A 23,780-nucleotide genomic window follows, 5' to 3' on the forward strand; every position below is an offset into this window, starting at 1 on the left:
AGGGAGGGGGGGGGGTAGGGGGCGGACCCGACCGAGGCGTTGGGGCCGTGTCTTACGCTGGTCGCGTGACGACGCCCGAAGCCGAGCAGACCGAGCCCGAGCCCGCCGCCGAGGAGCCGCGGGAGCGGTCCGGTGCCGGGGAGGCCGAGACCGCGGACCCGACTCCCGAGCAGCCACCGGTCGAGCAGACCGGTACCGAAGGGGAGGCCCGGCCCGAGGAGCGGCTCGAGCGGGCCGTGCGGGCGGCTGAGCAGGCGTTGATCGAGTTCGAGATCGCGGTGGAGACCTTCCGGGTCGAGGTCGAGAACTTCTCGCGGTTGCACCACCAGAAGCTCGGGCCGATGTACTCCCGCCTCGACGAGCTGGACGCCGGGATCGCCGAAGCGCGCGCCGCACGAACCGGCGACCCGGAGGACATACGCAAGGCGGACGAGGCGCGGGCCCGAGTCATGCCCATGCCCGGCGTCGAGGAGCTGTTCCACGGCTGGATGGACTCGGAGGGCCTGTTCCCCGAGGCTGTGGCGATGCTCACCGACCGGCCCGTACGGCCCCCGCAGCGCGTGCGCCCCAGCGAGGAGGCCCGCAAGCTCTACCGCGAGCTGGTGCGCAAGGCCCACCCCGACCTGGCGCAGGACGAGGACGAGCGCAAGCGGCGCGACGAGTTCATCGCCCGGGTGAACACCGCGTACGGCCGGGGCGACGAGGCGCTGCTGCGGGAGCTCTCCGAGGAGTGGGCCGCGGGTCCCGTCCCCCAGGAGTGGAAGCCGAGCCGCAGCGAGGAGCTCTACGCCCGCCTCGAATGGCTTGCCCAGCGCAAGGAGATGCTCGCCTTCGTCGCCCACGAACTGGAGGAGAGCGCCATCGGCGCGATGCTCAAGCTGGCCCCGGACGACCCGGACCGCCTGCTGGAGGAGATCGCCGAACAGCTGCTGGCCCAGGTCGAGGAGCGCGAGGCCGAACTGGCGGAACTGATCGCCGACCAGGCTCCCTGACCTTCTCCGGCTTTTCCCGGTCTTCCTGGCCTTCCCGATCCCACTGATCTTCCCGGTCTTCCCGATCTCCCTGGCCCCATTGATCTTCCTGGCCCCCCTGTCTCGCTGAAGGGGAGGAAAGGGATCAGGTCGTCGGCGCGGTCAGGTAGCGTCGGAGGTATGAGTTTCGGAGTTGGTGTGCCCACGGTTGAGGTCGGAGATCTCGCGGACGGAGACTTCCTGCTGGACGTCCGGGAGGACGACGAGTGGGAGGCAGGCCATGCCGCAGGGGCGCTGCACATCCCCATCAGTGAGTTCGTCGCCCGCTACGGCGAGTTGACCGAGGCGGCCCCGCAGGACGGCCGGGTCAACGTGATCTGCCGCTCCGGTGGCCGTTCCGCCCAGGTCACGCAGTACCTGGTCCAGCAGGGTATCGACGCCGTGAACGTCGACGGCGGCATGCAGATCTGGGCAGCCGCCGGCCGCCCGGTCGTGGACGACAAGGGCCAGCCGGGCTTCGTGCTGTAGGCAGGTCCGGGTCCCCGTGACCACCGGCGGCACCCGGCGGTGAAGGCGTGCGCGAGCCGACGTTCTGGCGTGGGCTCGGCGCCGCCGCCCGGTCCCGAACCCGTCGGCTGCGGCGCGGCCCGGCGCTCAGCCCAGCGGATGCGCCGCGAGCAGATCCCCCAGCGCCTCCTCATGCGCCGCCGCCGGTCCGAGCGACAGCTCCAGCTGCTTGGCCCAGGCGTGGTACCGGTGCAGCGGATAGTCGGTGTCGGCACCGAACCCACCGTGCAGATGCTGCGCGGTCTGCACGACCCGCCGTACCCCCTCCGACGCCCAGATCTTGGCGACGGCCACGTCCCCGGACGCCGGAAGCGCACCCCCCGCCCCCGTACTGATCCGCCACGCGGCCTGCCACAGCGTCACCTCCATGGCGCGCAGGTCGATATAGCGGTCGGCGGCCTGCACGGCGACCGCCTGGAACGTGGCGACCGGGAACCCGAACTGCTCCCGCTTGCCGGTGTACGCACTCGTCATCCCGAGCACGCCCTCCCCGAGCCCGAGCGCCAGCGCACACGTCCCGGTGGCCAGCAGCTCGCGCAACCACTCCCACGCCCCCTCCGCGTCGATGACATCCCGGGCGGCGATCCGCGCGGACTCCAGACTCAGCTCCCCGAGCCGCTCACCGCTGGTGGAGAACTGCTCGGCGAGCGCGACCCCTTCGTGGACGCGGGGCACGAGCGCGAGGACGGTCCGGCCGGCCTCCGTGTGCGCGGGTACGAGGGTGAAGTCGGCGTTGTGCGCCCAGGGAACCGCCGTCTGTACCCCGTCCAGCACCCACACGTCACCGTCCTCACCGTCCTGCCGTGCGGTCACGGCGAGTTCGGCCGGGTCGTGGCCGGTGCGGCCGTTGGCGGCGACGGTCAGCACGAGTTCGCCCCGGCCCGCCCGCGCGAGCAGCTCTGCCTTCAACTCCGCACCGCCGTATGTCTGCACGGCCACCGCGGCCGCACAGCTCTCCAGCAGCGGCACGCGCGCCAGCACCTTCGCCGATTCGCGCAGCACCAGGCACAGCGCGACCGCGTCGAGCCCCGCCCCGCCGTACTCCGCGTCGAGCAGCAGGCTCAGCAGGTCCGTGTGGGCGAGCTTCGACCACAGGGCCCGGTCGAAGTCCTCGGCGACGGCGCCCGCGGTGAGCGCGGGGCTGGGCACCCCGTCCGGCGCGACCCCGGCGAACACCGCCTTCGCCGCCTCGACCGCCGCCTGCTGCTCCTCGGTGAAGGTGAAGTCCACGGGTCCTGTCCTCCCACGCGCCGGCCCACCAACCAGGCGGGACGCCCGATCTGACGGAGCGTCAAGATAGAACAGGTTCTACAAGAAGGGAACGGCCGGCCGCCGCTCACCACGGTGCGCTACCGCTGTCGCCGTGCGGTCCCCTCCGCCCCCTCACTCCCCACCAGCCGACCAACCGATCGTTCGTTTTGCTCAAATCAATGCTCGGCCGAGCGCCGTAAGGTGTCAACCGCTGTGGATAACCTCGTGGGCACCGGTGTGACCGCTGTGTCCCTTGGGGCTGTGCCGGGTGGCCGGGTCTGAGTACGGTGCCCCTGCGAACGTCGCGGTGCGGTGCGGCGTGGCGGTACGGTGCCCGCGGCCCGGCGGCCGGCATCGGATTCGGGATCGTGAATCGGGGCGGAATGGACGCGTACGACGAGAGTGGGAAGACGGGGCCAGGTCCGGACGGGCCTGGCGCTTCTACGCCTGCCGTGTCCGAGCCCGCCGAGCCCGCCGAGCCCACCGAGCCCACCGAGTCCACGCGTGCCGGCTCGATGCCTGACGGTGCGGTGCGGGACGGTTCGGTGCCCGAGGCGCGCGCATCCGAGCCGGTCACGTCCGAATCCGAAGCCGAATCCGGACCAGGAGCAGGGCCAGGACCCGAATCCGGAACCGAGCCCGCCCCAGCCCCAGCCCCAGCCCTCGTCCCCGTCCTCGTCCCCGCCCCCGACACCCCCCCCTCCCCGCCCCCACCGGCATAGCCGCCCTCTCCCTTCGCTACCAGATCGCCGCCGCTCTCGCCCTCGCCGTCGTCGCGGTCGCCGCCTGTGTGCACCTCGGGATGGTGTTCCTGCACGTCGCGCCCTCGAACACGGTCACCAAGCAGCACGGCAAGGCGATCGACGAATGGATCTACCCCGAGTTCGAGCAGAACTGGAAGCTCTTCGCCCCCAACCCCCTGCAGCAGAACGTCGCGGTGCAGGTCCGCGCCCTGGTCCGTACCCCGGACGGCACCAGCCGCGAGACCGGCTGGTACGACCTGTCGGCGCGCGACGGCCGGCTCATCGACGGCAATCCGCTGCCGAGCCACACCCAGCAGAACGAACTGCGCCGCGCCTGGGACTTCTACGCGAGTGCGCATGACAGCCAGAACCGTCCCGTGGGCCTGCGCGGTGACCTCTCCGAACGCTATCTGCGCCGGGTCGCCGTGCTGGGCGTCGCCCGCGAGCACGCGGGTGGCAAGGGCGCCGTCGTCGAACGCGTCCAGGTCCGCTCCCGTACCACCAACGTGCCGCCCCCCAAGTGGAGCGAGGAGCAGGTGTCCGACAAGCCCATGGTCCGCGAGCTGCCCTGGTGGCCGGTGCCCGAGAGCGACCGCGAGGACGGACTGACGGAGGCGAGCGCGCGATGAGCCGATTCGCCCTGTCGGTCTCGCGCGGCATCACCCGCGTCACCGAGACCGCCCTCGGCCCGTACCAGGCCGCGGTGGTCCGCATCGGCTTCGCCGCCACCTGGCTGCTGTTCCTGTTGCGCGAGTTCCCGCACCGCCAGGAGATGTACGGGCCCGACGGTCCGTGGAGCTGGGACCTTGCCCAGCAGCTCACCGCGAGCAACCACGCCTTCACGGTCCTGATGTGGTCGGACAGCCAGGTGTGGTTCGAGATCGTCTACGCCCTCGCCGTGCTGTCGAGCGGCGCGCTGCTGCTGGGCTGGCGGACCCGTGCGATGTCCGTGCTCTTCATGGTCGGCGTGCTGTCCCTGCAGAACCGCAGCATCTTCATGGGGGACGGCGGCGACAACGTCATCCATCTGATGTCGATCTACCTGGTGCTCACCCGCTGCGGTCAGGTCTGGTCCCTGGACGCGCGGCGGGCCCGGCTCGCGCGGGAGGCACGCGCGCGTGGCGAGCGGAATGGGCCCGACCGGGTCGGCCCCGCCCTGTGGGGTGTGATCGGGGTCGTGCTGGCGGCGGCGACGGGCGCGGGCCGGATCGACGCCGGCTGGCTGGGCGGCTGGTTCACGGTCTTCTGGGGCCTGTGGGCGGTGCAGGGCCTGTGGTGGGCCGTGGGCCGGGTAGCGCGCACCCGGGAGCCGCGGATCCTGCTGGACGTCGTCGCCAACGTCGTGCACAACGCGGCCCTGTTCGTGATCATGGCCGAGGCGTGTCTGATCTACGCGACCGCCGGCTGGTACAAGATCCAGGGCTCGCGCTGGCAGGACGGCACCGCCGTCTACTACCCGCTCCACCTGGACTATTTCTCGCCCTGGCCCGCCCTGTCCGACCTGATGTCCGCGCACGGCACGATCGTGATGCTGGTGACGTACGGGACGGTCATCGCGCAGGTCGCCTTCCCCTTCACCCTGTTCAACCGGCGGGTCAAGAACGTGCTGCTGGCGGGCATGATGACCGAGCACGCCGTGATCGCCGTGGTCCTCGGGCTGCCGTTCTTCTCGCTCGCGATGATCGCCGCCGACGCGGTGTTCCTGCCGACGTCCTTCCTGCACCGTCTCGGCGGATGGGCCACGCGCGCGCGTGGAGTGCTGCTCAGACGCGACGGCCGTACGGTGCCGGGGCCGCGCGAGCCGCAGCCCGGGACTCCGGAACAGACCGAGCAGGCGCACGTAGGCTTCACGGCATGAACGACCCGGTACGTGCCTGGCATCAGTGCGCCGACGCCTCCGTCCTGCTCGACGGCTTTCACGCCCTCAAGCACGCGGTGCGCTTCCAGGCCCGTATCCAGGTGGCCGTCACGACCGACCGGCGAGCGACTCTGGAACTGGCCGACGAGCTGGCTCCCGACGTACGCGACGCCCTCGACGGACTCCTGGAGGAGGTGCCGGAGGCGACGCTGAAGGCGCTCGTCCCCCGCCCGCACCCCACGGCGGTCGCCGCCCTGGCCGTACGTCCCTCACGTGCCGCCAACCTGGAGACGCTGGCCCGCACCCCGCGCACCGCGCCCGTCGTCGTCCTCGACAACCCCCGCAACCTGGGCAACGCGGGCGCTGTGATCCGGCTCGCCGCGGGCTTCGGCGCGACCGGCGTGGTCATGACGGGCACGCTCGACCCCTGGCATCCCACGGTCGTCCGCGGCGGGGCGGGTCTGCACTTCGCGACCGCTGTGGAGCGGCTGACGGTGGCCGAGCTGCCGCCGGGCCCGGTGTTCGCGCTCGACCCGGAGGGCGAGGACATCCGCGGGCTGAAGCTCCCCGACGACGCCGTGCTCGCCTTCGGCTCCGAGCGCAGTGGTCTGTCCCCCGAACTCCGCGCCCGCGCCGACCACTTGGTGTCGCTGCCGATGCGCCCCCAGGTCTCCAGCTACAACCTCGCGACCAGTGTGGCGATGACGCTGTTCCACTGGAGTGCGACCGGGAGCGCACCGGCGTAGGCGGTTACGCCTCGCTGCGCACCTCCACCACCCGGAAGCGGTTGGCGACGAACGCGCCGTCGCACAGTGCGGCGTTGGCGGCCGGGTTGCCGCCGGAGCCGTGGAAGTCGGAGAAGGCCGCCGTCTGGTTGACGTACACCCCGCCGGTGAGGTTCAGGGAGAGCTGGGCGCACTCCTCCAGGCAGGCCTCCCGCACGGCCTGCTCGACCTCCTCGTCGGTGGTGTACGCGCCGACGGTCATCGCGCCCTTGTCCCGGATGGTGCGGCGCAGCAGTTCCACGGCGTCGGCGGCCGAGTCGACCGCGACGGCGAAGGAGACGGGGCCGAAGCACTCGCTGAGGTAGGCGGCCTCGTCGTCGGCCCCCTCCCAGTACTTCCGGGCGCCGTCGAGCTTCACGATCACCGGCGTACGCACCACGGCGTTCGGGAACTCGGGGTTGCTGATCTCCCGCGAGGGGAGGGCGACTTCACCGAGCCCGGCGGCGGCCTCCAGTCGGGCCTTCACGTCCGGGTTCACGATGGCGCCGAGAAGCGCGTTGGCCCGGGCGTCGTCGCCGAGGAGTCCGCCGACCGACTTCGCGAGGTCGGCGGCCACCTCGTCGAAGGACTTGGGGCCCTCGTCCGTGCGGATGCCGTCGCGGGGGATCAGCAGGTTCTGCGGGGTCGTGCACATCTGGCCGCTGTACAGGGACAGGGAGAAGGCCAGGTTGGACAGCATCCCCTTGTAGTCGCCCGTCGACTCCACGATCACCGTGTTGACGCCGGCCTTCTCGGTGTAGACCTGCGCCTGGCGGGCGTGGGTCTCCAGCCAGTCGCCGAACGCCGTGGAGCCCGTGTAGTCGATGATCCGGATCTCGGGCCGTACGGCCAGGGTCTTGGCGATGCCTTCGCCGGGGCGCTCGGCGGCCAGCGCCACCAGGTTCGGGTCGAAGCCCGCCTCGGCGAGCACCTCGCGCGCGATCTGGACGGTCAGCGCGAGCGGCAGCACCGCGCGCGGGTGGGGCTTGACCAGGACGGCGTTGCCGGTGGCGAGGGAGGCGAACAGGCCCGGGTAGCCGTTCCACGTCGGGAAGGTGTTGCAGCCGATCATCAGTGCGATGCCGCGCGGGACGGGCGTGAACTGCTTGGTGAGCGCGAGCGGGTCGCGCTTGCCCTGGGGCTTGGTCCACTCGGCGGTGTCGGGGGTGCGGACCTGCTCCACGTACGCGTACGCCACTGCTTCCAGGCCGCGGTCCTGCGCGTGCGGGCCGCCCGCCTGGAAGGCCATCATGAAGGCCTGGCCGCTGGTGTGCATGACCGCGTGCGCGAACTCGTGGGTGCGGTCGCTGATCCGCTTGAGGATCTCCAGACAGATGACGGCGCGCGTCTCCGCGCCCGCGTCGCGCCAGGCCCGCTGCCCGGCCTTCATGGCGGGCAGCAGCACGTCGAGGTCCGCGTGCGGGTACGTGACGCCTACGTCGATCCCGTACGGCGACACCTCGCCGCCGACCCAGTCGTCCGTGCCGGGCTGGCCGAGGTCGAGGCGGGTGCCGAGGAGGGCGTCGAAGGCGGCCTTGCCCTCGGCCATGCCCAGGCTGCCGTTCTCTCCGTAGGCCTTGGGGTGCTCGGGGTGCGGGGACCAGTACGCGCGCGTGCGGATTGCTTCCAGCGCCTGGTCGAGGGTGGGCCGGTGCTGGGCGATCAGATGGTGGGCGGTGAGTTCGGCGGCCATCAGGGACCAACTCCTCGTCTCAAGAGCTCTTCGTTGAGCTCCGAGCTGGGCAGGAACGGACAGTCAGAGTTAGAGTAACCGAACGATCGGTCGGGACAAGGGGGTCCGCCGCATCTGTGGAAAACCCCGTGCGGGAGGATCGCGCACATGACAGCACTCGACCTCAACAGCCCCGTGGCCGTCGTCGGCACCGGCACCATGGGCCAGGGCATCGCCCAGGTCGCGCTGGTAGCGGGCCACCCGGTGCGGCTCTACGACGCGGTCGCCGGGCGTACCGACGCGGCGGCCGAGGCGATCGGCGCCCGTCTCGACCGGCTCGTCGAGAAGGACCGGCTCACCGGTGCCGACCGGGACGCCGCGCGCGCCCGGCTCCTGCCCGCCGGGAGCCTCGCCGACCTCGCGGACTGCGGGCTCGTCATCGAGGCGGTGCTCGAACAGCTCGACGTGAAACAGCGGCTGTTCCGCGAACTCGAGGACATCGTCGAGGACGACTGCCTGCTCGCCACCAACACCTCCTCGCTGTCCGTCACGGCCATCGGCGGGGCCCTGCGCAACCCCGGCCGCCTGGTCGGACTGCACTTCTTCAACCCCGCTCCGCTGCTGCCCCTCGTGGAGGTCGTCTCCGGGCACGCGAGCGACTTCTCGTCGGCCACGCGCGCGTACGAGACGGCACGCGCCTGGGGGAAGACCCCGGTCGCCTGCGCCGACACCCCCGGTTTCATCGTCAACCGCCTCGCCCGGCCCTTCTACGCCGAGGCCTTCGCGGTGTACGAGTCGCAGGCCGCCGACCCGGCCACCATCGACGCGATCCTGCGTGAGTCCGGCGGATTCAGGATGGGCGCGTTCGAGCTGACCGACCTGATCGGCCAGGACGTCAACGAGTCCGTCACGCACTCCGTGTGGCGGTCCTTCTTCCAGGACGTGCGCTTCACGCCCTCGCTCGCCCAGCGACGTCTCGTCGAGTCCGGCCGGCTCGGCCGCAAGACGGGACACGGCTGGTACGACTACGGGGACGACGCCGAGCGTTCCGAGCCGCACACCGCGGAGAAGTCGCAGCCGCCCGCGTACGTCGTCGTCGAGGGCGATCTGGGCCCGGCCTCCGAACTGCTCGCCCTGATCCGCGAGGCGGGCATCCAGGTCCGTGAGGACGAGGAGGACCACGGCACCCGCCTGGTGCTGCCCAGCGGAGGCCAGCTGGCCCTCGCGGACGGCCAGACCTCGGTCGAGTTCCGCGACGTCGTCTACTTCGACCTGGCGCTCGACTACCGCAGGGCGACCCGTATCGCGCTGTCCGCCTCGCAGGACACCGCGCCCCAGACCGTCGCCGAGGCCATCGGGCTCTTCCAGGCGCTCGGCAAGGACGTCAGCGTCATCGGGGACGCCCCCGGCATGATCGTCGCCCGGACGGTGGCCCGGATCGTCGACCTGGCGCACGACGCCGTCGCCAAGGGGGTGGCCACCGAGGAGGACATCGACACGGCGATGCGGCTCGGCGTCAACTACCCGCTGGGCCCCTTCGAATGGTGTCGCAGGCTCGGCAAGATCTGGGCGCACGACCTCCTGGAGGAGCTGCATCTGCGCGAGCCCTCCGGCCGGTACGCGCCCTCCCTGGCGCTGTACCGCCACGGGCACGCCGCCGACAAGCGGGAGGGCACCTCATGACCACGGCCAAGCGCGACACCTACACCCCGGAGACCCTGCTCTCCGTCGCCGTCCAGGTCTTCAACGAGCGCGGCTACGACGGCACCTCCATGGAGCACCTCTCCAAGGCGGCCGGCATCTCCAAGTCGTCGATATACCACCACGTCGCGGGCAAGGAGGAACTCCTGCACCGCGCGGTCAGCCGGGCCCTCGACGGTCTCTTCGAGATCCTCGGCGAGGAGCACGCGCGCGTGGGGCGTGCCGAGGAGCGCCTGGAGTACGTCGTACGGCGCATGGTCGAGGTGCTCACCGCCGAACTGCCGTACGTGACGCTGCTGCTGCGGGTGCGGGGCAACACCGACACCGAGCGCTGGGCCCTGGAGCGCCGCCGCGACTTCGACCACCAGGTCGCCGAGCTCCTGAAGGCCGCGGCCGCCGACGGGGACGTACGCGGCGATGTGGAGGTCCGGCTCGCGACCCGGCTGGTCTTCGGGATGATCAACTCGATCGTGGAGTGGTACCGGCCTGACGGGCGGGGCATGGGCGCGCGCGAAGTGGCCGACGCCGTGGTGCAGCTGGTGTTCTCGGGGCTGCGCAGCGAGCACTGAGTCTCGGCGGGCTCGGCGGGCTCGGCGGGTTCAGGGGGCTGAGGGCCCCTAGCCCTCCGGCTCCAGGTCCTCCTCCTCGAACACCAGCAGTGTCCGTGTGCTGAGCACCTCCGGGATGGCCTGGAGGCGGGTGAGCACCAGCTCGCGCAGTGCCTTGTTGTCCGGCGTGTGCACCAGGAGCAGTACGTCGAAGTCGCCGCCCACCAGGGCGATGTGGGAGGCGCCGGGGAGCACCCTCAGCTGCTCGCGGACCGTGCGCCAGGAGTTCTGCACGATCTTGAGGGTGATGTACGCCGAGGTGCCCTGTCCGGCGCGCTCGTGGTCGACGCGCGCCCCGAAGCCGCGGATCACGCCGTCCTCGATGAGGCGGTTGATCCGCGCGTAGGCGTTGGCCCGTGACACATGGACCCGTTCGGCGACGGACCGTATCGAGGCGCGGCCGTCCGCCTGGAGCATCTGCAGGATGTCCTGATCGATGGCGTCGAGCGGGCGGGCGGGCGGCTGCACCCGGCCGGCCTCCGGCGGCTCGGCCATTTGTTCAGGTGCCATGTCCCCCCGCCTCCCTACCATGGACGTACTGCGTCCATCTCAGGCTGTGCAGAACCGTTTGTCCACAGCTTGGAGGGGTCTGTAGCCAAAATGTGCCGACGACCGAACAATCGGTAGGTGAGGCGCCTCACACCCGTGACGCGTCCAAAGCCGTCTCCCACGAGGAGGTGCCGTCATGACGGTCATGGAGCAGCGAGGCGCTTACCGGCCCACGCCGCCGCCCGCCTGGCAGCCCCGTACCGACCCCGCGCCGCTGCTGCCCGACGCGCTGCCGTACCGCGTCCTCGGCACCGAGGCAGCAGCGAAGGTCGACCCGGGACTGCTGCGCCGTCTGTACGCGGAACTGGTGAGAGGCCGCCGCTACAACACGCAGGCCACCGCCCTCACCAAGCAGGGCCGCCTCGCCGTGTACCCCTCCAGCACCGGCCAGGAGGCCTGCGAGGTCGCCGCCGCGCTGGTCCTGGAAGACCGTGACTGGCTCTTCCCCAGCTACCGCGACACCCTCGCGGCCGTCGCCCGGGGCCTCGACCCCGTCCAGGCGCTCACGCTCCTGCGCGGCGACTGGCACACCGGGTACGACCCCCGCGAGCACCGCATCGCGCCCCTGTGCACCCCCCTCGCCACCCAGCTCCCGCACGCCGTGGGCCTCGCGCACGCCGCCCGCCTCAAGGGCGACGACGTGGTCGCTCTCGCCCTGGTCGGCGACGGCGGCACCAGCGAGGGCGACTTCCACGAGGCGCTGAACTTCGCCGCCGTCTGGCAGGCCCCGGTCGTCTTCCTCGTCCAGAACAACGGCTTCGCCATCTCCGTCCCGCTCGCCAAGCAGACCGCCGCCCCGTCGCTGGCCCACAAGGCCGTCGGCTACGGGATGCCGGGCCGTCTGGTGGACGGCAACGACGCCGCCGCCGTGCACCAGGTCCTGAGCGAAGCCATCGCCCACGCGCGCGCGGGCGGCGGTCCGACGCTCGTCGAAGCCGTCACGTACCGCATCGAGGCCCACACCAACGCCGACGACGCCACCCGCTACCGCGGCGACGCCGAGGTCGAGACCTGGCGCGCGCACGACCCGATCGCGCTCCTGGAGCACGAGTTGACCGAACGCGGCCTGCTCGACGACGAGACCATACGGACCGCGCGCGAGGACGCCGAGACGATGGCCGCCGATCTGCGCGAGCGCATGAACCAGGACCCGGTGCTCGACCCCATGGATCTGTTCGCCCATGTGTATGCCCAGCCCACTACTCAACTACTTGAGCAGGAGACCCAGTTGAGGGCGGAACTGGACGCGGCGGCGGACGGTCCGCAGCACCACGGGCCGGAAGGAGCCGGGCGATGACCACCGTTGCCCTCAAGCCGGCCACCATGGCGCAGGCCCTCGGGCGCGCGATGCGCGACGCCATGGCCGACGACCCGAGCGTCCACGTCATGGGCGAGGACGTCGGCACCCTCGGCGGCGTCTTCCGCGTCACCGACGGACTCGCCAAGGAGTTCGGCGAGGACCGCTGCACGGACACGCCGCTCGCCGAGGCGGGCATCCTCGGGACGGCCGTCGGCATGGCCATGTACGGCCTCAGGCCGGTCGTGGAGATGCAGTTCGACGCTTTCGCGTACCCCGCGTTCGAGCAGCTGATCAGCCATGTCGCCAGGATGCGCAACCGCACGCGCGGCGCCATGCCGCTCCCCATCACCATCCGTGTCCCCTACGGCGGCGGCATCGGCGGCGTCGAGCACCACAGCGACTCCTCCGAGGCGTACTACATGGCGACTCCGGGGCTCCATGTCGTCACGCCCGCGACGGTCGCCGACGCCTACGGGCTGCTGCGCGCCTCCATCGCCTCCGACGACCCTGTCGTCTTCCTGGAGCCCAAGCGGCTGTACTGGTCGAAGGATTCCTGGAACCCGGACGAGCCGCCGGCCGTTGAACCGATAGGCCGCGCGGTGGTGCGGCGCTCGGGCAGGAGCGCCACACTCATCACGTACGGGCCGTCCGTGCCCGTCTGCCTCGAAGCCGCCGAGGCGGCGCGGGCCGAGGGCTGGGACCTCGAAGTCGTCGATCTGCGCTCCCTGGTGCCGTTCGACGACGAGACGGTGTCGGCATCGGTGCGGCGGACCGGGCGTGCGGTCGTCGTGCACGAGTCGGGCTCCTTCGGCGGCCCGGGCGGGGAGATCGCGGCCCGCGTCACCGAGCGCTGCTTCCACCACCTGGAGGCGCCGGTGCTGCGCGTCGCCGGGTTCGACATCCCGTATCCGCCGCCGATGCTGGAGCGGCACCATCTGCCCGGTGTCGACCGGATTCTGGACGCCGTGGGGCGTCTGCAGTGGGAGGCGGACAGCTGATGGCCCAGGTGTTGGAGTTCAAGCTCCCCGACCTCGGGGAGGGCCTCACCGAGGCGGAGATCGTCCGCTGGCTGGTGGAGGTCGGTGACGTCGTCGCCGTCGACCAGCTCGTCGTCGAGGTCGAGACCGCCAAGGCGATGGTCGAGGTCCCCTGCCCCTACGGGGGCGTGGTCACCGCCCGCTTCGGCGAGGAGGGCACGGAACTGCCCGTGGGGGCACCGCTGCTGACCGTCGCCGTGGGCGCACCGGCGTCCTCCATCGAGGGTGCCGCGGACGACGAGGGATCCGGCAATGTGCTGGTGGGGTACGGCACGGGGGCGCCTCCGGCGCGGCGCAGAAGGGTGCGGCCGCCCACCGGAGCGGCTCCGGTACGGCGGCCGACGGGTCCGCCCGCGGGCGAGGACCGCCCCGCGGCCACCGTGCCCGCGGGGACCGGGACCGGGCGCGGCGGCGTCGAGAGCATCGGCGTACGGCCGTATGCCGAAGGTCCCGTGCCCGTCATCTCCCCGCTCGTGCGCAGGCTCGCCCGGGAGAACGGCGTGGATCTGCGGGAGTTGGAGGGCTCCGGGCCCGACGGTCTGATCCTGCGGGCGGATGTCGAGTACGCGTTGCGTGCGGCGGCCGGGCAGCCGCGCCCGCCCGTGCCCGCGCCCGCCCCCGTGCCGACGACGGCGCCGTCGCCCGCGCACGGCCTCCGTGTCCCCCTGCGCGGCGTCCGCGGTGCCGTCGCCGACAAGCTCTCCCGCAGCCGTCGCGAGATACCCGACGCGACGTGCTGGGTGGACGCCGACGCGACGGAGCTCATGCGGGCGCGCGCGGCGATGAATGCGGCGGGCGACCCGAAGATCTCCCTGCTCGCGCTGCTCGCCCGGATCTGCACCGCGGCGCTGGCCCGCTTCCCCGAGCTCAACTCGACCGTCGACATGGACGCCCGCGAGGTCGTACAGCTCGACCAGGTGCACCTGGGCTTCGCGGCGCAGACCGAGCGGGGACTCGTCGTACCGGTCGTACGGGACGCGCACGCGCGGGACGCGGAGGGACTGAGCGCGGAGTTCGCCCGGCTGACCGAGGCGGCGCGGACCGGGAGGCTGACGCCCGCGGAACTCACCGGCGGCACCTTCACGCTGAACAACTACGGGGTGTTCGGCGTCGACGGCTCCACGCCGATCATCAACCACCCCGAGGCGGCCATGCTCGGCGTCGGCCGGATCATCCCCAAGCCCTGGGTGCACGAGGGCGAGCTCGCGGTGCGCCAGGTCGTGCAGCTCTCGCTCACCTTCGACCACCGGGTGTGCGACGGCGGCACGGCGGGCGGCTTCCTGCGCTATGTGGCGGACTGCGTGGAACATCCGGCGGTACTGCTGCGGACGCTCTAGCCCCGGCGGCGCCATCCCCGTCCACATGCTGTGCGCGGGGGTGGCAATGATCCTTCGGACGCCCATACTCGGGGGATGACCGCGTACGAGCCACCGGGTGCGCCGGAGTCATCCGGCACGCCCGGGTCGCCGGGCAGCCCCGAGCCGTCGGGCATCCCCGGCGCCGATGTCCCGTACGACGCCGTCGTGCTCGCGGGCGGTGCCGCACGGCGGCTGGGCGGCGCGGACAAGCCCGGCGTACGCGTGGGCGGCCGGGCGCTGCTCGACCGGGTGCTGACCGCATGCGCCGACGCCGGCACCACGGTGGTCGTGGCCGAGCCCAGGGCGACCACACGCCCTGTGCGGTGGGCCCGCGAGGACCCGCCCGGCGGAGGACCGCTCGCCGCGCTCGACGCCGGGCTGCGGCACACCACCGCGGAGTACGTCGTCGTGCTCTCGGCCGACCTGCCGTTCCTGGACGAGGGGACGGTACGGCGCCTGCTGATCCCCCTTCGGCCCCGGCGGAGCGGGTCCCCGGGGGAGCCGGCGACACCCGACGGCGTGCTGCTCACCGACCCCGACGGCCGCGATCAGCCCCTTGTGGCCGCGTACCGTGCAAAAGCCCTGCGCCGGGAGCTGGCCGTGCTCACCGCCGCGCACGGCGCACTCACCGGGCTGCCGCTGCGACGGCTCACCGCCGCGCTCGGCCTCACCCGCATCTCCGACCCCGTCGCGTCCTTCGACTGCGACACCTGGGACGACATCGCCGCCGCCCGGGCACGTATCAGGGAGCATGGGCACGTGTTGGATGAATGGATTTCCGCAGTCAAGGACGAGTTGGGCATCGACCTGGACGTCGACACCGGCATCCTGCTCGATCTGGCCCGCGACGCCGCGCACGGTGTGGCCCGGCCCGCCGCGCCGCTGACCACGTTCCTCGTGGGGTACGCGGCCGCGCGGGCGGGCGGCGGCCCGGAAGCCGTGGCCGAGGCCTCCCGCAAGGCCACGGAGCTGGCGCTCCGCTGGGCCGACGAGGACGCCCCCGACGCCAAGCCGGACGCCTGATGACCGCCGCCCGCGGTACCCGGGACAGCCAGGACGCCGAGGACTTCGACTTCGAGGAGGCCCTCGCCTTGGTCAAGGAAGACGGCGCGCCCGCCCCCGAGGGCCGTTCCGTGCCCGCGCCCGGAGCCGGGCAGCAGGGCCGCCGGGCCGCCCACGCCCATCACCAGGCCACCCCCTGGCCCGAGGCGCGCGTCGTCGCCGGGCGGGCCGCCCGTTCCGTGCCACGCCGGGCCCCTGTCTCCGTACCCCTCGACGCCTCCCTCGGCCTCGTCCTCGCCGCCCCCCTCGCCGCGCTCACGGACCTCCCCTCCTTCGACACCTCCGCGATGGACGGCTGGGCGGTCTCGGGACCCGGACCCTGGGAGGTACGGGAGGAAGGGGTGCTCGCCGGGCACGCGGAGCCGGCGGCGCTCACCGACGGCGAGGCGGTGCGGATCGCCACCGGGGCGCGCATCCCGCAGGACGTCACCGCCGTACTGCGCAGCGAGCACGGACTCATCGACGACAAGGGGCGGCTGCACGCCATCCGGGAGGTCGTGCACGGGCAGGACATCCGCCCGCGAGGGCAGGAGTGCCGCATCGGCGACCAGCTGCTGCCGGCCGGCGCGCTGGTCACCCCCGCCGTGCTGGGCCTCGCCGCGGCCGCCGGGTACGACACCCTTGCCGCCGTCCCCCGCCCGCGCGCCGAAGTCCTCGTCCTCGGCGACGAGTTGCTCACCGAGGGCCTGCCCCAGGACGGGCTCATCCGGGACGCGCTCGGTCCGATGCTGCCTCCGTGGCTGCGCGCGCTCGGCGCCGAGGTCGTCGCGGTGCGCAGGCTCCGCGACGACGCCAAGGCGCTGCACAAGGCGATCACCGGCTCCGACGCCGACCTGATCGTCACCACCGGCGGCACCGCGGCGGGCCCCGTCGACCATGTGCACCCCACCCTGCGCCGCATCGGCGCCGAACTCCTCGTGGACGGCGTCAAGGTCCGCCCGGGGCACCCGATGCTGCTGGCCCGCACCAAGGAGAACCAGCACCTCGTCGGCCTGCCCGGCAACCCCCTGGCCGCCGTCTCCGGCCTGCTCACGCTCGCCGAGCCGCTGCTGCGCATCCTCGCCGGACGCCCGGCCCCGGAGCCGTACACGCTGCCCCTCAACGAGGCCGTGCACGGGCACCCGTACGACACCCGGCTCATCCCCGTCACGCTGCGCGCCGACCGGGCGGTGCCGCTGCACTACAACGGCCCGGCGATGCTGCGGGGCATCGCGGCGTCCGACGCGCTCGCGGTCGTACCGCCGGGTGGTGCGCGGGCGGGGCAGGAGCTGGAACTCCTCGATCTGCCTTGGGCCACCGCAGGGATCGACGTCTGCTTCACATGATCTTGAACGGGGTGCGGGTCGGATGAAGATGCGGGTCGGATGAATCCGAACGGGGTGTGTTTCACGTGAAACTTCCGGGCCATGACGCGATCGCCCGCCAAGCGGACGAACATCTCGTGACCCATCGGGTGAACCTCCCGAAGAAAGTCGTGGAACGCCCGATCCTTCAGGTCGGCAAGCGGCTGGCGATCGCGCTGCTGGTGCTCGTTGTCACCGCGCTCATCGTCTGGGTCGACCACGACGGCTACAACGACAACTCGGACGGCTCCGTCGACCTGCTCGACGCCTTCTACTACGCGACCGTCACCCTCTCCACCACCGGATACGGCGACATCACCCCGGTCAGCGACGCCGCCCGGATCACCAACATCTTCGTCATCACGCCACTGCGCGTGCTGTTCCTGATCATCCTGGTCGGCACCACGCTCGAAGTCCTCACGGAACGCACCCGGGAGGAATGGCGGCTGAACCGCTGGAGGGCGGCCTTGAGGGATCACACCGTCGTTGTCGGCTTCGGGACCAAGGGGCGGTCGGCCATCGAGACCGTCTGCGCGACCGGGCTGAAGAAGGAACAGGTCGTGGTCGTCGACCCCAGCTCCAAGGTGGTCGAGGCGGCAGCGGCCGAAGGGTATGCGGGCGTCGTCGGGGACGCGACGCGCAGCGATGTGCTGATGCGGGCCGAGGTGCGCAAGGCGCGGCAGATCATCATCGCCACCCAGCGCGACGACACCGCTGTGCTGGTCACGCTGACCGCCCGGCAGCTCAACCGTGCGGCGAAGATCGTCGCCGCCGTACGGGAGGAGGAGAACGCGCCGCTGCTCAAGCAGTCCGGCGCCGACGCCGTCATCACCAGCGCCAGTGCCGCCGGGCGACTGCTCGGGCTCTCCGTGCTCAGCCCCGCCGCGGGCATGGTCATGGAAGACCTCATCCAGCAGGGCAGCGGGCTCGACATCGTCGAACGGACGGTCATAAAGGCCGAGGTCGGCAAGGGCGTACGCGAGACGGACGACCTGGTGGTGAGTGTCGTACGAGGCCATCGGGTGCTCGGCTACGACGATCCGGCCGTCGGGACACTCCAGCTGACGGACCGGCTCATCACGATCGTGCGCATCACCCCCGGCACACAGGTGGCCCCGGACACCCGGCCACTGCCCCAGGACTAGCAAGAGAAAGCCGCAGAAGCAGCCCCTCCCACAGGACGGGGCCGCACCCCTCAGGAGTAGCGTCCCCCTCATGTACGCGATCACGATTCCTGAACCTGGTGGGCCCGAGGCGCTGGTGTGGGACGAGGTCCCGGACCCCGTGCCCGGCGAGGGCGAAGTGCTCGTCGAGGTGGTGGCCAGCGCCGTCAACCGCGCCGATCTGCTGCAACGGCAGGGCCTCTACAACCCGCCGCCCGGCGCGTCGCCGTACCCCGGTCTCGAATGCTCGGGGCGGATCGTCGAGACCGGGCCCGGTGTGTCGGGGTGGGCGGTCGGTGACGAGGTGTGCGCGCTGCTCGCGGGCGGTGGGTACGCCGAGAAGGTCGCCGTTCCGGCCGGGCAGCTGCTGCCCGTGCCTGCGGGCCTGGACGTCAGGCAGGCGGCCGCGCTGCCCGAGGTGACCTGCACCGTCTGGTCGAACGTCTTCATGGTGTCGCATCTGCGGCCCGGCGAGACCCTGCTCGTGCACGGCGGCTCCAGCGGCATCGGCACCATGGCGATCCAGCTGGCGAAGGCCGTCGGCGCGAAGGTCGCGGTCACCGCGGGCACCAAGGAGAAGCTCGACTTCTGCGCCGAGCTGGGCGCCGACATCCTGATCAACTACCGCGAGCAGGATTTCGTCGAGGAGATCAAGCAGGCCACGGGCGGCGCCGGCGCGGACGTCATCCTCGACAACATGGGCGCCAAGTACCTGGACCGGAACGTCCAGGCCCTCGCCGTCAACGGACGGCTCGCGATCATCGGTATGCAGGGCGGCATCAAGGGCGAGCTGAACATCGCCACCCTCCTCAACAAGCGTGCGGCCATCAGCGCGACCTCGCTGCGCGCCCGCCCGCTCGACGAGAAGACGACGATCGTCGCGGCCGTACGTGAGCATGTGTGGCCGCTGATCGACTCCGGCCACGTACGCCCGGTCGTCGACCGCGAGCTGCCGATGAGCGACGCGGCGGCGGGCCACCGGGTCCTGGAGGAGAGCGGCCACATCGGAAAGGTGCTGCTCGTCGCGCCGTAGCGCCCCTCTATGGGCGGCGACGTGCCGCTCAGCGGCGCCGTACCCGCAGGGCGACGAAGGCCAGCCCCAGGCCCAGGCCGATCAGGATCAGCCCGCTTCCTAGGGGCAGGATCTGGAGGTCCGGTTCAGGGGTGGGCGCCGGCCCGATCACGTTCTGCTGGACGGGGACCGCGTCCCCCGACGGCTCGGCGGCGGCGCTCGCCTCCGAGCGGTCCGGGACGGCGGGGTCGGGGGCGGCTTGTGTCGCCTCCGCATCCCCCTCGTCCCCCTCGTCAATGAGTCCCCCCTCGTCAACGGCGTCCGGGTTGTCCGGCGCCGTGGGCTCGGCGCGCCCGGGCCGAGCGCGTCCCTCGCCGGGGAGGCTTCCCGCGCGGGAGGCATCGGCGGACGGTGCGGGCGGGGCGGCGTACGGGGCGCGCGCGGCGGCGTACGCCGGAGGGCCGGCGCCGGTTATCAGGACCAGTATCAGTCCCGTCGTACGCAATTTGCTGAGTGATGGAGTCACGCCGGTGACCCCCTCCCGGTGAGGAGTCCCGTGATCAACGGGACAAGCCTCACATGTGCCGTTTGTCCCGGCATCCCGGCCGCCGCCGGAGGGACGTACAGGGTGGATCACCCTGTACGGGGGGCACCACCGTGGTGTGGTGTACGGGTGCGAGAGAATGGCGGCATGGAGATGCCGAGGAACGAAAGGTCGCCGGAGAACCCTCAGATCCTGGTCGTTGGCCAGGACGGTATGGCTCTCGGCGGCACCGGAGACGAGGACTCCCGCGAGGTCCCGGTGACTGAGATGGTGGAACAGCCCGCCAAGGTGATGCGCATCGGCAGCATGATCAAGCAGCTGCTGGAGGAGGTGCGCGCCGCACCTCTGGACGAGGCCAGCCGCGTCCGGCTCAAGGAGATCCACGCGAGCTCCGTGAAGGAGCTGGAGGACGGCCTGGCCCCCGAACTCGTCGAGGAACTGGAGCGGCTCTCCCTGCCCTTCACGGATGAAGTGATCCCCAGCGACTCCGAACTGCGGATCGCGCAGGCCCAGTTGGTGGGCTGGCTCGAGGGACTCTTCCACGGGATCCAGACGACCCTGTTCGCTCAGCAGATGGCGGCCAGGGCCCAGCTGGAGTCGATGCGCCGCGCCCTCCCGCCGGGCGTCGGCGGCGCCGACGGCGACGAGGACCCCCGGGCGGGCGGCCGCGTGGGCGGACCGTACCTGTAGCCGCGGACACCTCACGGACGAGACGGGCCCGGCACTCAGGTGCCGGGCCCGTCTCGTGTGTCAGCTGCTCAGGACGGGTCGCCGGTCGAGACGCTGAGCTCGATCTCGGGCATGTCCTTCGGGTCGACGTCCGTGCCTGCGGAGGGGAACTGGTCCATGACTGCGCCCTCGCCGTAAGTGTTCTCGTCGACATACTTGATCTTCATCTGCCACCCGGCAGCCTGGAAGCAGGATTTGACGGACTTGATGTACTTGAACTGAAAATTCGGGACTTGGATCTTCTTCTCGTCGTTGTACGACTCCACCGGGTCCGTGCACTCGTCCGTCTCGATCGTCTTCGACGTGTCCGGCCCCCGGTGCCCCGCCACCACGGTCGCGGTCGGTGACGTGCTGGCGTCGGTGCCGCCCTTGTTGTCGTCGCTGCCGCCGTTCAGGGTGAGAGCGGTGATCAGGCCGCCGATCGCGACGAGCGCGACGACGATCGACCCGATGACGACTCCCTTGTTGCTCTTGCGCCCACCGGAGCCGCCCGAGACGGGCGCCGCGGGCTGGGGCGTCAGGTTGTACGGCGGCGGGGTCGACATGCCCTGCTGCGGGGCGTACGCGGCGGTCTGCGGCGGCGTCTGGTAGCCGCCCTGCTGCGGATAGCCGTACGCCGGGGCCGGAGTCTGGGAGGGCGCCGGGGTCGGCGTGCCGTACGGACCCGGCTGGTACGGCGTCTGTACGGGGCCCGGGGCCGGAGTGCCCTGTTCGACGGGCGGGAAGACGGCGGAGCCGACGCCCGCGCCGCTCGACGTCTGGGCGCCCGCCACGATGCTCGGCGCGGCGGCCTGGAACGACTGGGCCACGCGCAGGCACTCGTCGCGCATGATCTCGGCGCTCGGGAAACGCTCGTTCGGGTTCTTCTTCAGCGCGCGGGCGACCAGCGCGTCCACCGCCGGCGGCAGTGAACGGTTGATCGAGGAGGGCGCGACCGGCTCCTCCTGGACATGCGCGTACGCGATGGCCAGCGGCGAGTCCGCCTCGAACGGCAGCCGCCCGGTGACCAGCTGGAACAGCATGATGCCGACGGAGTACAGGTCGGACCTGGCGTCCACGCCGCGGCCGAGCGCCTGCTCCGGGGAGAGGTACTGCGGGGTGCCGACGACCATGCCGGTCTGCGTCATCGAGGTGACACCGGACTGCATGGCGCGGGCGATGCCGAAGTCCATCACCTTGACGACGCTGCGCTTCGTCATCATCACGTTGCCCGGCTTGATGTCCCGGTGGACCAGGCCCATCTCGTGGCTGATCTCCAGGGCCGCCAGCACATCCGCGGTGATCTTCAGCGCCTTGTCGGCGGGCATGGCGCCGTACTGCGCGATGTCCTGGTCGAGCACGGAGCCGAGCGGGCGGCCCTCGACGTACTCCATGACGATGTAGGGCGTCGTCATGCCGTCGAGGTCGTCCTCGCCGGTGTCGAAGACCGAGACGATGTTCGTGTGGGTGAGCTTCGCCACCGACTGGGCCTCGCGGCGGAAGCGCTCGCGGAAGGCCTGCTCGCGGCCGAGCTCGGTGTGCAGCGTCTTGATCGCGACCTGGCGGTCGAGGACCGAGTCGTAGGCGAGATGCACCGAGGCCATGCCGCCCTCGCCGAGCAGATCACGCAGCTGGTAGCGGCCGCCGGCCACCGCACGCCCCGCGTACCGGCCCTGTGCGCCGTCCTGGCTCATCTTCTGCGTCCCCCGCGGCCTGTGTGATCGATGTGGCTATTCCCGGCCAAGTCTGCCCGAGGGCACTGACACGTCAAGCTCGGTGCCCGTTCCGTGACCGTCTGCGAAAGAAGCGTCGCGGAAGCGTTACAGGTGCCGTGCGGGTGGCACACAGAATTTGCACGCGTGCCCCTGTGGCGGGTTTGATGGCCGGTCCATCTCACGTCCATCTCGGACCGGCGCCTTGCGCCGAGCCTGTAGCGTGGCCCGACGGAGACCGTAACAACCACCGCGCAGACCGCGGGCAGAAACGACGGCGAGGACTGATGGCACAGCAGCAGCGCGCTCAGGGCCCGTCCGACCCCGAGGCGACTGGCGGCGGTATGTCAGATGCGCCGGAGATGTGGGGTAACGGCGGACTTGTGGGGGACGGCCGGTACCGGCTGACCCACCGACTCGGCCGGGGCGGCATGGCCGAGGTGTTCGCGGCCGAGGACGTACGCCTCGGGCGCACCGTCGCGGTCAAGCTGCTCCGTTCCGACCTGGCCGAGGACCCGGTCTCCAAGGCCCGCTTCACGCGCGAGGCCCAGTCGGTCGCCGGGCTCAACCACCACGCCGTCGTCGCCGTGTACGACTCCGGCGAGGACGTGGTCGGCCACGGCGTCGTCCCGTACATCGTGATGGAGCTCGTCGAGGGCCGCACGATCCGCGATCTGCTGCTCAACGCCGAGGCCCCCGGGCCCGAGCAGGCGCTGATCATCGTCTCCGGAGTGCTCGAGGCGCTCGCCTACTCGCACCAGCACGGCATCGTGCACCGCGACATCAAGCCGGCGAACGTGATCATCACGCACACCGGTGCCGTGAAGGTGATGGACTTCGGCATCGCGCGCGCCCTGCACGGCGCGCAGTCGACGATGACCCAGACCGGCATGGTCATGGGCACGCCGCAGTACCTCTCCCCGGAGCAGGCCCTCGGCAAGGCCGTCGACCACCGCTCCGACCTGTACGCGACCGGCTGCCTGCTCTACGAACTCCTCGCGCTGCGGCCCCCGTTCACCGGCGAGACGCCGCTGTCGGTGGTCTACCAGCACGTCCAGGACATCCCGATGCCCCCGTCCCAGGTCTCCGGCTCGGTGCCGCCGGAGCTCGACGGGCTCGTCATGCGCTCGCTCGCGAAGGAGCCGGACGACCGGTTCCAGACCGCCGAGGAGATGCGCGGGCTCGTCCAGTACGGGCTGCAGATGCTGTACGACCAGGGCGGGCACACCGGCACCTGGAACACCGGCCCGGTCACCATGCACGAGGGTCTGCACACCCCGGCGGGCGGCTTCGCGGGCACCACCGCGCTGCCGCACCCCCATGACTCCGGCACCTCGCAGATCCCGGCGCCGATACTCCCTCCGTACGGCGGCGGGGACGACGGCGGCTTCGAGGGGCACGGCAACAAGGGCAGCGGCAGCGGCAAGCTGTGGATACTGGCGGTCCTCGCGGTGATCGCGATCGCGGCGGGTGTCGCGCTCGCGCTCCACAACACCGGCAACAACAGCGGTGGCGGAAACGGTACGACGCAGTCGCCGACCACCTCGAAGACCACCGACGACAACCAGTCCAGCGAGACGCCCAGCGACGAGGCGACCGACGAGTCCACGGACACCTCCACGGACGACTCGACCAGCACCAGTGGCACCGGGGAGTACACGCCGTCGTACACGCCGTCGCAGAGCGAACCCACGCAGCCGACGGACGACCCGACGGACGAGCCGACCGACACGACGCCGACCACCCCGGAGCCGACGGACGATCCGACGACGCCGACGGCGGAACCGACGACGGCGGACCCGACCGATCCCGGCACGGGCGGCACCGTCGCCGGCGCGGGCGAGGGCCCCTGACCGC

General features: G+C 71.6%; 20 protein-coding genes and 1 pseudogene. 16 read left to right on the forward strand and 5 right to left on the reverse strand.

The annotated features are described in order from the left end of the window. Window positions 1-65 precede the first annotated feature (65 nt). Together AB5J50_RS25675 and AB5J50_RS25680 are read left to right on the forward strand one after the other, a co-directional pair. Window positions 66-992, forward strand: a complete 927-nt coding sequence (locus tag AB5J50_RS25675) for a hypothetical protein (protein ID WP_369260643.1) — start codon at window positions 66-68, stop codon at window positions 990-992. Between the two features lie 177 nt (window positions 993-1,169). Next, complete coding sequence (locus AB5J50_RS25680; RefSeq protein WP_327435113.1) at window positions 1,170-1,499, forward strand: rhodanese-like domain-containing protein; 330 nt, start codon at window positions 1,170-1,172, stop codon at window positions 1,497-1,499. Between the two features lie 126 nt (window positions 1,500-1,625). Here the strand turns inward: AB5J50_RS25680 and AB5J50_RS25685 are convergent, their stop codons facing one another. Further along, window positions 1,626-2,768 (reverse strand): acyl-CoA dehydrogenase family protein, encoded by a 1,143-nt coding sequence (locus tag AB5J50_RS25685; RefSeq protein WP_369260644.1) that lies wholly within the window; start codon window positions 2,766-2,768, stop codon window positions 1,626-1,628. Window positions 2,769-3,293: 525 nt separating this feature from the next. Here AB5J50_RS25685 and AB5J50_RS25690 point away from each other — a divergent pair. From AB5J50_RS25690 to AB5J50_RS25700, 3 genes and pseudogenes are all read left to right on the forward strand, one after another. After that, a pseudogene (locus AB5J50_RS25690) lies at window positions 3,294-4,161 on the forward strand (DUF5819 family protein). Continuing rightward, complete coding sequence (locus AB5J50_RS25695) at window positions 4,158-5,390, forward strand: HTTM domain-containing protein (RefSeq protein WP_369260645.1); 1,233 nt, start codon at window positions 4,158-4,160, stop codon at window positions 5,388-5,390. Before AB5J50_RS25690 ends, AB5J50_RS25695 begins: the two are co-directional and overlap by 4 nt. Beyond that, entirely contained in the window at window positions 5,387-6,136 is a 750-nt protein-coding gene (locus AB5J50_RS25700; RefSeq protein WP_369260646.1) for a TrmH family RNA methyltransferase, read from the forward strand. Before AB5J50_RS25695 ends, AB5J50_RS25700 begins: the two co-directional genes overlap by 4 nt. Window positions 6,137-6,140: 4 nt before the next feature. On the opposite strand, the gene paaN is transcribed toward AB5J50_RS25700, so the two are convergent. Continuing rightward, on the reverse strand, window positions 6,141-7,847 hold the full coding sequence (gene paaN, locus AB5J50_RS25705; protein ID WP_369260647.1) for a phenylacetic acid degradation protein PaaN: 1,707 nt from the start codon (window positions 7,845-7,847) through the stop codon (window positions 6,141-6,143). Window positions 7,848-7,994: 147 nt separating this feature from the next. Between paaN and AB5J50_RS25710 the strand changes: the two genes are divergently transcribed. Continuing rightward, complete coding sequence (locus tag AB5J50_RS25710; protein ID WP_369260648.1) at window positions 7,995-9,509, forward strand: 3-hydroxyacyl-CoA dehydrogenase; 1,515 nt, start codon at window positions 7,995-7,997, stop codon at window positions 9,507-9,509. Then, window positions 9,506-10,096: a TetR/AcrR family transcriptional regulator gene (locus tag AB5J50_RS25715; protein ID WP_369260649.1), complete on the forward strand. Its 591-nt coding sequence runs from the start codon at window positions 9,506-9,508 to the stop codon at window positions 10,094-10,096. Before AB5J50_RS25710 ends, AB5J50_RS25715 begins: the two co-directional genes overlap by 4 nt. 48 nt (window positions 10,097-10,144) lie before the next feature. On the opposite strand, the gene AB5J50_RS25720 is transcribed toward AB5J50_RS25715, so the two are convergent. Next, complete coding sequence (locus AB5J50_RS25720) at window positions 10,145-10,645, reverse strand: Lrp/AsnC family transcriptional regulator (RefSeq protein ID WP_327430135.1); 501 nt, start codon at window positions 10,643-10,645, stop codon at window positions 10,145-10,147. A 175-nt stretch (window positions 10,646-10,820) separates the two neighbouring features. On the opposite strand from AB5J50_RS25720, the gene pdhA reads away from it, so the two are divergent. The 7 genes from pdhA (at window position 10,821) to AB5J50_RS25755 (ending at window position 18,980) form a co-directional block, all read left to right on the forward strand. Beyond that, window positions 10,821-11,981, forward strand: a complete 1,161-nt coding sequence (gene pdhA, locus AB5J50_RS25725; RefSeq protein WP_369260650.1) for a pyruvate dehydrogenase (acetyl-transferring) E1 component subunit alpha — start codon at window positions 10,821-10,823, stop codon at window positions 11,979-11,981. After that, complete coding sequence (locus AB5J50_RS25730) at window positions 11,978-12,982, forward strand: alpha-ketoacid dehydrogenase subunit beta (RefSeq protein ID WP_327430137.1); 1,005 nt, start codon at window positions 11,978-11,980, stop codon at window positions 12,980-12,982. The genes pdhA and AB5J50_RS25730 overlap by 4 nt, the downstream gene beginning before the upstream one ends. Then, entirely contained in the window at window positions 12,982-14,358 is a 1,377-nt protein-coding gene (locus AB5J50_RS25735; RefSeq protein ID WP_369260651.1) for a dihydrolipoamide acetyltransferase family protein, read from the forward strand. The genes AB5J50_RS25730 and AB5J50_RS25735 overlap by 1 nt, the downstream gene beginning before the upstream one ends. A gap of 75 nt (window positions 14,359-14,433) precedes the next feature. Then, window positions 14,434-15,402, forward strand: coding sequence for a DUF6457 domain-containing protein (locus AB5J50_RS25740; RefSeq protein ID WP_369260652.1), 969 nt, complete (start codon window positions 14,434-14,436; stop codon window positions 15,400-15,402). Further along, the gene (locus AB5J50_RS25745) at window positions 15,402-16,766 is read left to right on the forward strand and encodes a molybdopterin molybdotransferase MoeA (protein WP_369260653.1); all 1,365 of its coding nucleotides are present in this window, start codon (window positions 15,402-15,404) and stop codon (window positions 16,764-16,766) included. The genes AB5J50_RS25740 and AB5J50_RS25745 overlap by 1 nt, the downstream gene beginning before the upstream one ends. Window positions 16,767-16,831: 65 nt before the next feature. Then, complete coding sequence (locus tag AB5J50_RS25750) at window positions 16,832-17,929, forward strand: TrkA family potassium uptake protein (RefSeq protein ID WP_369260654.1); 1,098 nt, start codon at window positions 16,832-16,834, stop codon at window positions 17,927-17,929. 70 nt (window positions 17,930-17,999) lie between these two features. Then, window positions 18,000-18,980: an NAD(P)H-quinone oxidoreductase gene (locus AB5J50_RS25755; protein ID WP_369260655.1), complete on the forward strand. Its 981-nt coding sequence runs from the start codon at window positions 18,000-18,002 to the stop codon at window positions 18,978-18,980. A 28-nt stretch (window positions 18,981-19,008) separates the two neighbouring features. On the opposite strand, the gene AB5J50_RS25760 is transcribed toward AB5J50_RS25755, so the two are convergent. Further along, a complete protein-coding gene (locus AB5J50_RS25760; RefSeq protein WP_369260656.1) occupies window positions 19,009-19,485 on the reverse strand; it encodes a hypothetical protein in 477 nt (158 codons plus the stop codon). A gap of 165 nt (window positions 19,486-19,650) precedes the next feature. Between AB5J50_RS25760 and AB5J50_RS25765 the strand changes: the two genes are divergently transcribed. Next, window positions 19,651-20,193 carry a bacterial proteasome activator family protein gene (locus tag AB5J50_RS25765; RefSeq protein WP_369260657.1) on the forward strand — a complete coding sequence of 181 codons (543 nt, stop codon included), beginning with the start codon at window positions 19,651-19,653 and terminating at the stop codon, window positions 20,191-20,193. A 68-nt stretch (window positions 20,194-20,261) separates the two neighbouring features. On the opposite strand, the gene AB5J50_RS25770 is transcribed toward AB5J50_RS25765, so the two are convergent. Beyond that, entirely contained in the window at window positions 20,262-21,905 is a 1,644-nt protein-coding gene (locus AB5J50_RS25770; protein WP_369260658.1) for a protein kinase, read from the reverse strand. Window positions 21,906-22,210: 305 nt separating this feature from the next. Between AB5J50_RS25770 and AB5J50_RS25775 the strand changes: the two genes are divergently transcribed. After that, a complete protein-coding gene (locus AB5J50_RS25775; RefSeq protein ID WP_369260659.1) occupies window positions 22,211-23,776 on the forward strand; it encodes a protein kinase in 1,566 nt (521 codons plus the stop codon). Window positions 23,777-23,780: the final 4 nt, after the last annotated feature.

This window comes from Streptomyces sp. R35, from assembly GCF_041053035.1.
Lineage (GTDB): Bacteria > Actinomycetota > Actinomycetes > Streptomycetales > Streptomycetaceae > Streptomyces > Streptomyces lutosisoli.

Excerpts from the sequence above, each read along its gene's own strand:
- AB5J50_RS25775 (WP_369260659.1), top strand. The coding sequence starts at position 22,211 with ATGGCACAGCAGCAGCGCGCTCAGGGCCCGTCCGACCCCGAGGCGACT.
- AB5J50_RS25730 (WP_327430137.1), top strand. The coding sequence starts at position 11,978 with ATGACCACCGTTGCCCTCAAGCCGGCCACCATGGCGCAGGCCCTCGGG.
- AB5J50_RS25735 (WP_369260651.1), top strand. The coding sequence starts at position 12,982 with ATGGCCCAGGTGTTGGAGTTCAAGCTCCCCGACCTCGGGGAGGGCCTC.
- pdhA (WP_369260650.1), top strand. The coding sequence starts at position 10,821 with ATGACGGTCATGGAGCAGCGAGGCGCTTACCGGCCCACGCCGCCGCCC.
- AB5J50_RS25695 (WP_369260645.1), top strand. The coding sequence starts at position 4,158 with ATGAGCCGATTCGCCCTGTCGGTCTCGCGCGGCATCACCCGCGTCACC.
- AB5J50_RS25700 (WP_369260646.1), top strand. The coding sequence starts at position 5,387 with ATGAACGACCCGGTACGTGCCTGGCATCAGTGCGCCGACGCCTCCGTC.
- AB5J50_RS25710 (WP_369260648.1), top strand. The coding sequence starts at position 7,995 with ATGACAGCACTCGACCTCAACAGCCCCGTGGCCGTCGTCGGCACCGGC.
- AB5J50_RS25740 (WP_369260652.1), top strand. The coding sequence starts at position 14,434 with ATGACCGCGTACGAGCCACCGGGTGCGCCGGAGTCATCCGGCACGCCC.
- AB5J50_RS25745 (WP_369260653.1), top strand. The coding sequence starts at position 15,402 with ATGACCGCCGCCCGCGGTACCCGGGACAGCCAGGACGCCGAGGACTTC.
- AB5J50_RS25720 (WP_327430135.1), bottom strand. The coding sequence starts at position 10,645 with ATGGCACCTGAACAAATGGCCGAGCCGCCGGAGGCCGGCCGGGTGCAG.
- AB5J50_RS25755 (WP_369260655.1), top strand. The coding sequence starts at position 18,000 with ATGTACGCGATCACGATTCCTGAACCTGGTGGGCCCGAGGCGCTGGTG.
- AB5J50_RS25770 (WP_369260658.1), bottom strand. The coding sequence starts at position 21,905 with ATGAGCCAGGACGGCGCACAGGGCCGGTACGCGGGGCGTGCGGTGGCC.
- AB5J50_RS25715 (WP_369260649.1), top strand. The coding sequence starts at position 9,506 with ATGACCACGGCCAAGCGCGACACCTACACCCCGGAGACCCTGCTCTCC.
- paaN (WP_369260647.1), bottom strand. The coding sequence starts at position 7,847 with ATGGCCGCCGAACTCACCGCCCACCATCTGATCGCCCAGCACCGGCCC.
- AB5J50_RS25765 (WP_369260657.1), top strand. The coding sequence starts at position 19,651 with ATGGAGATGCCGAGGAACGAAAGGTCGCCGGAGAACCCTCAGATCCTG.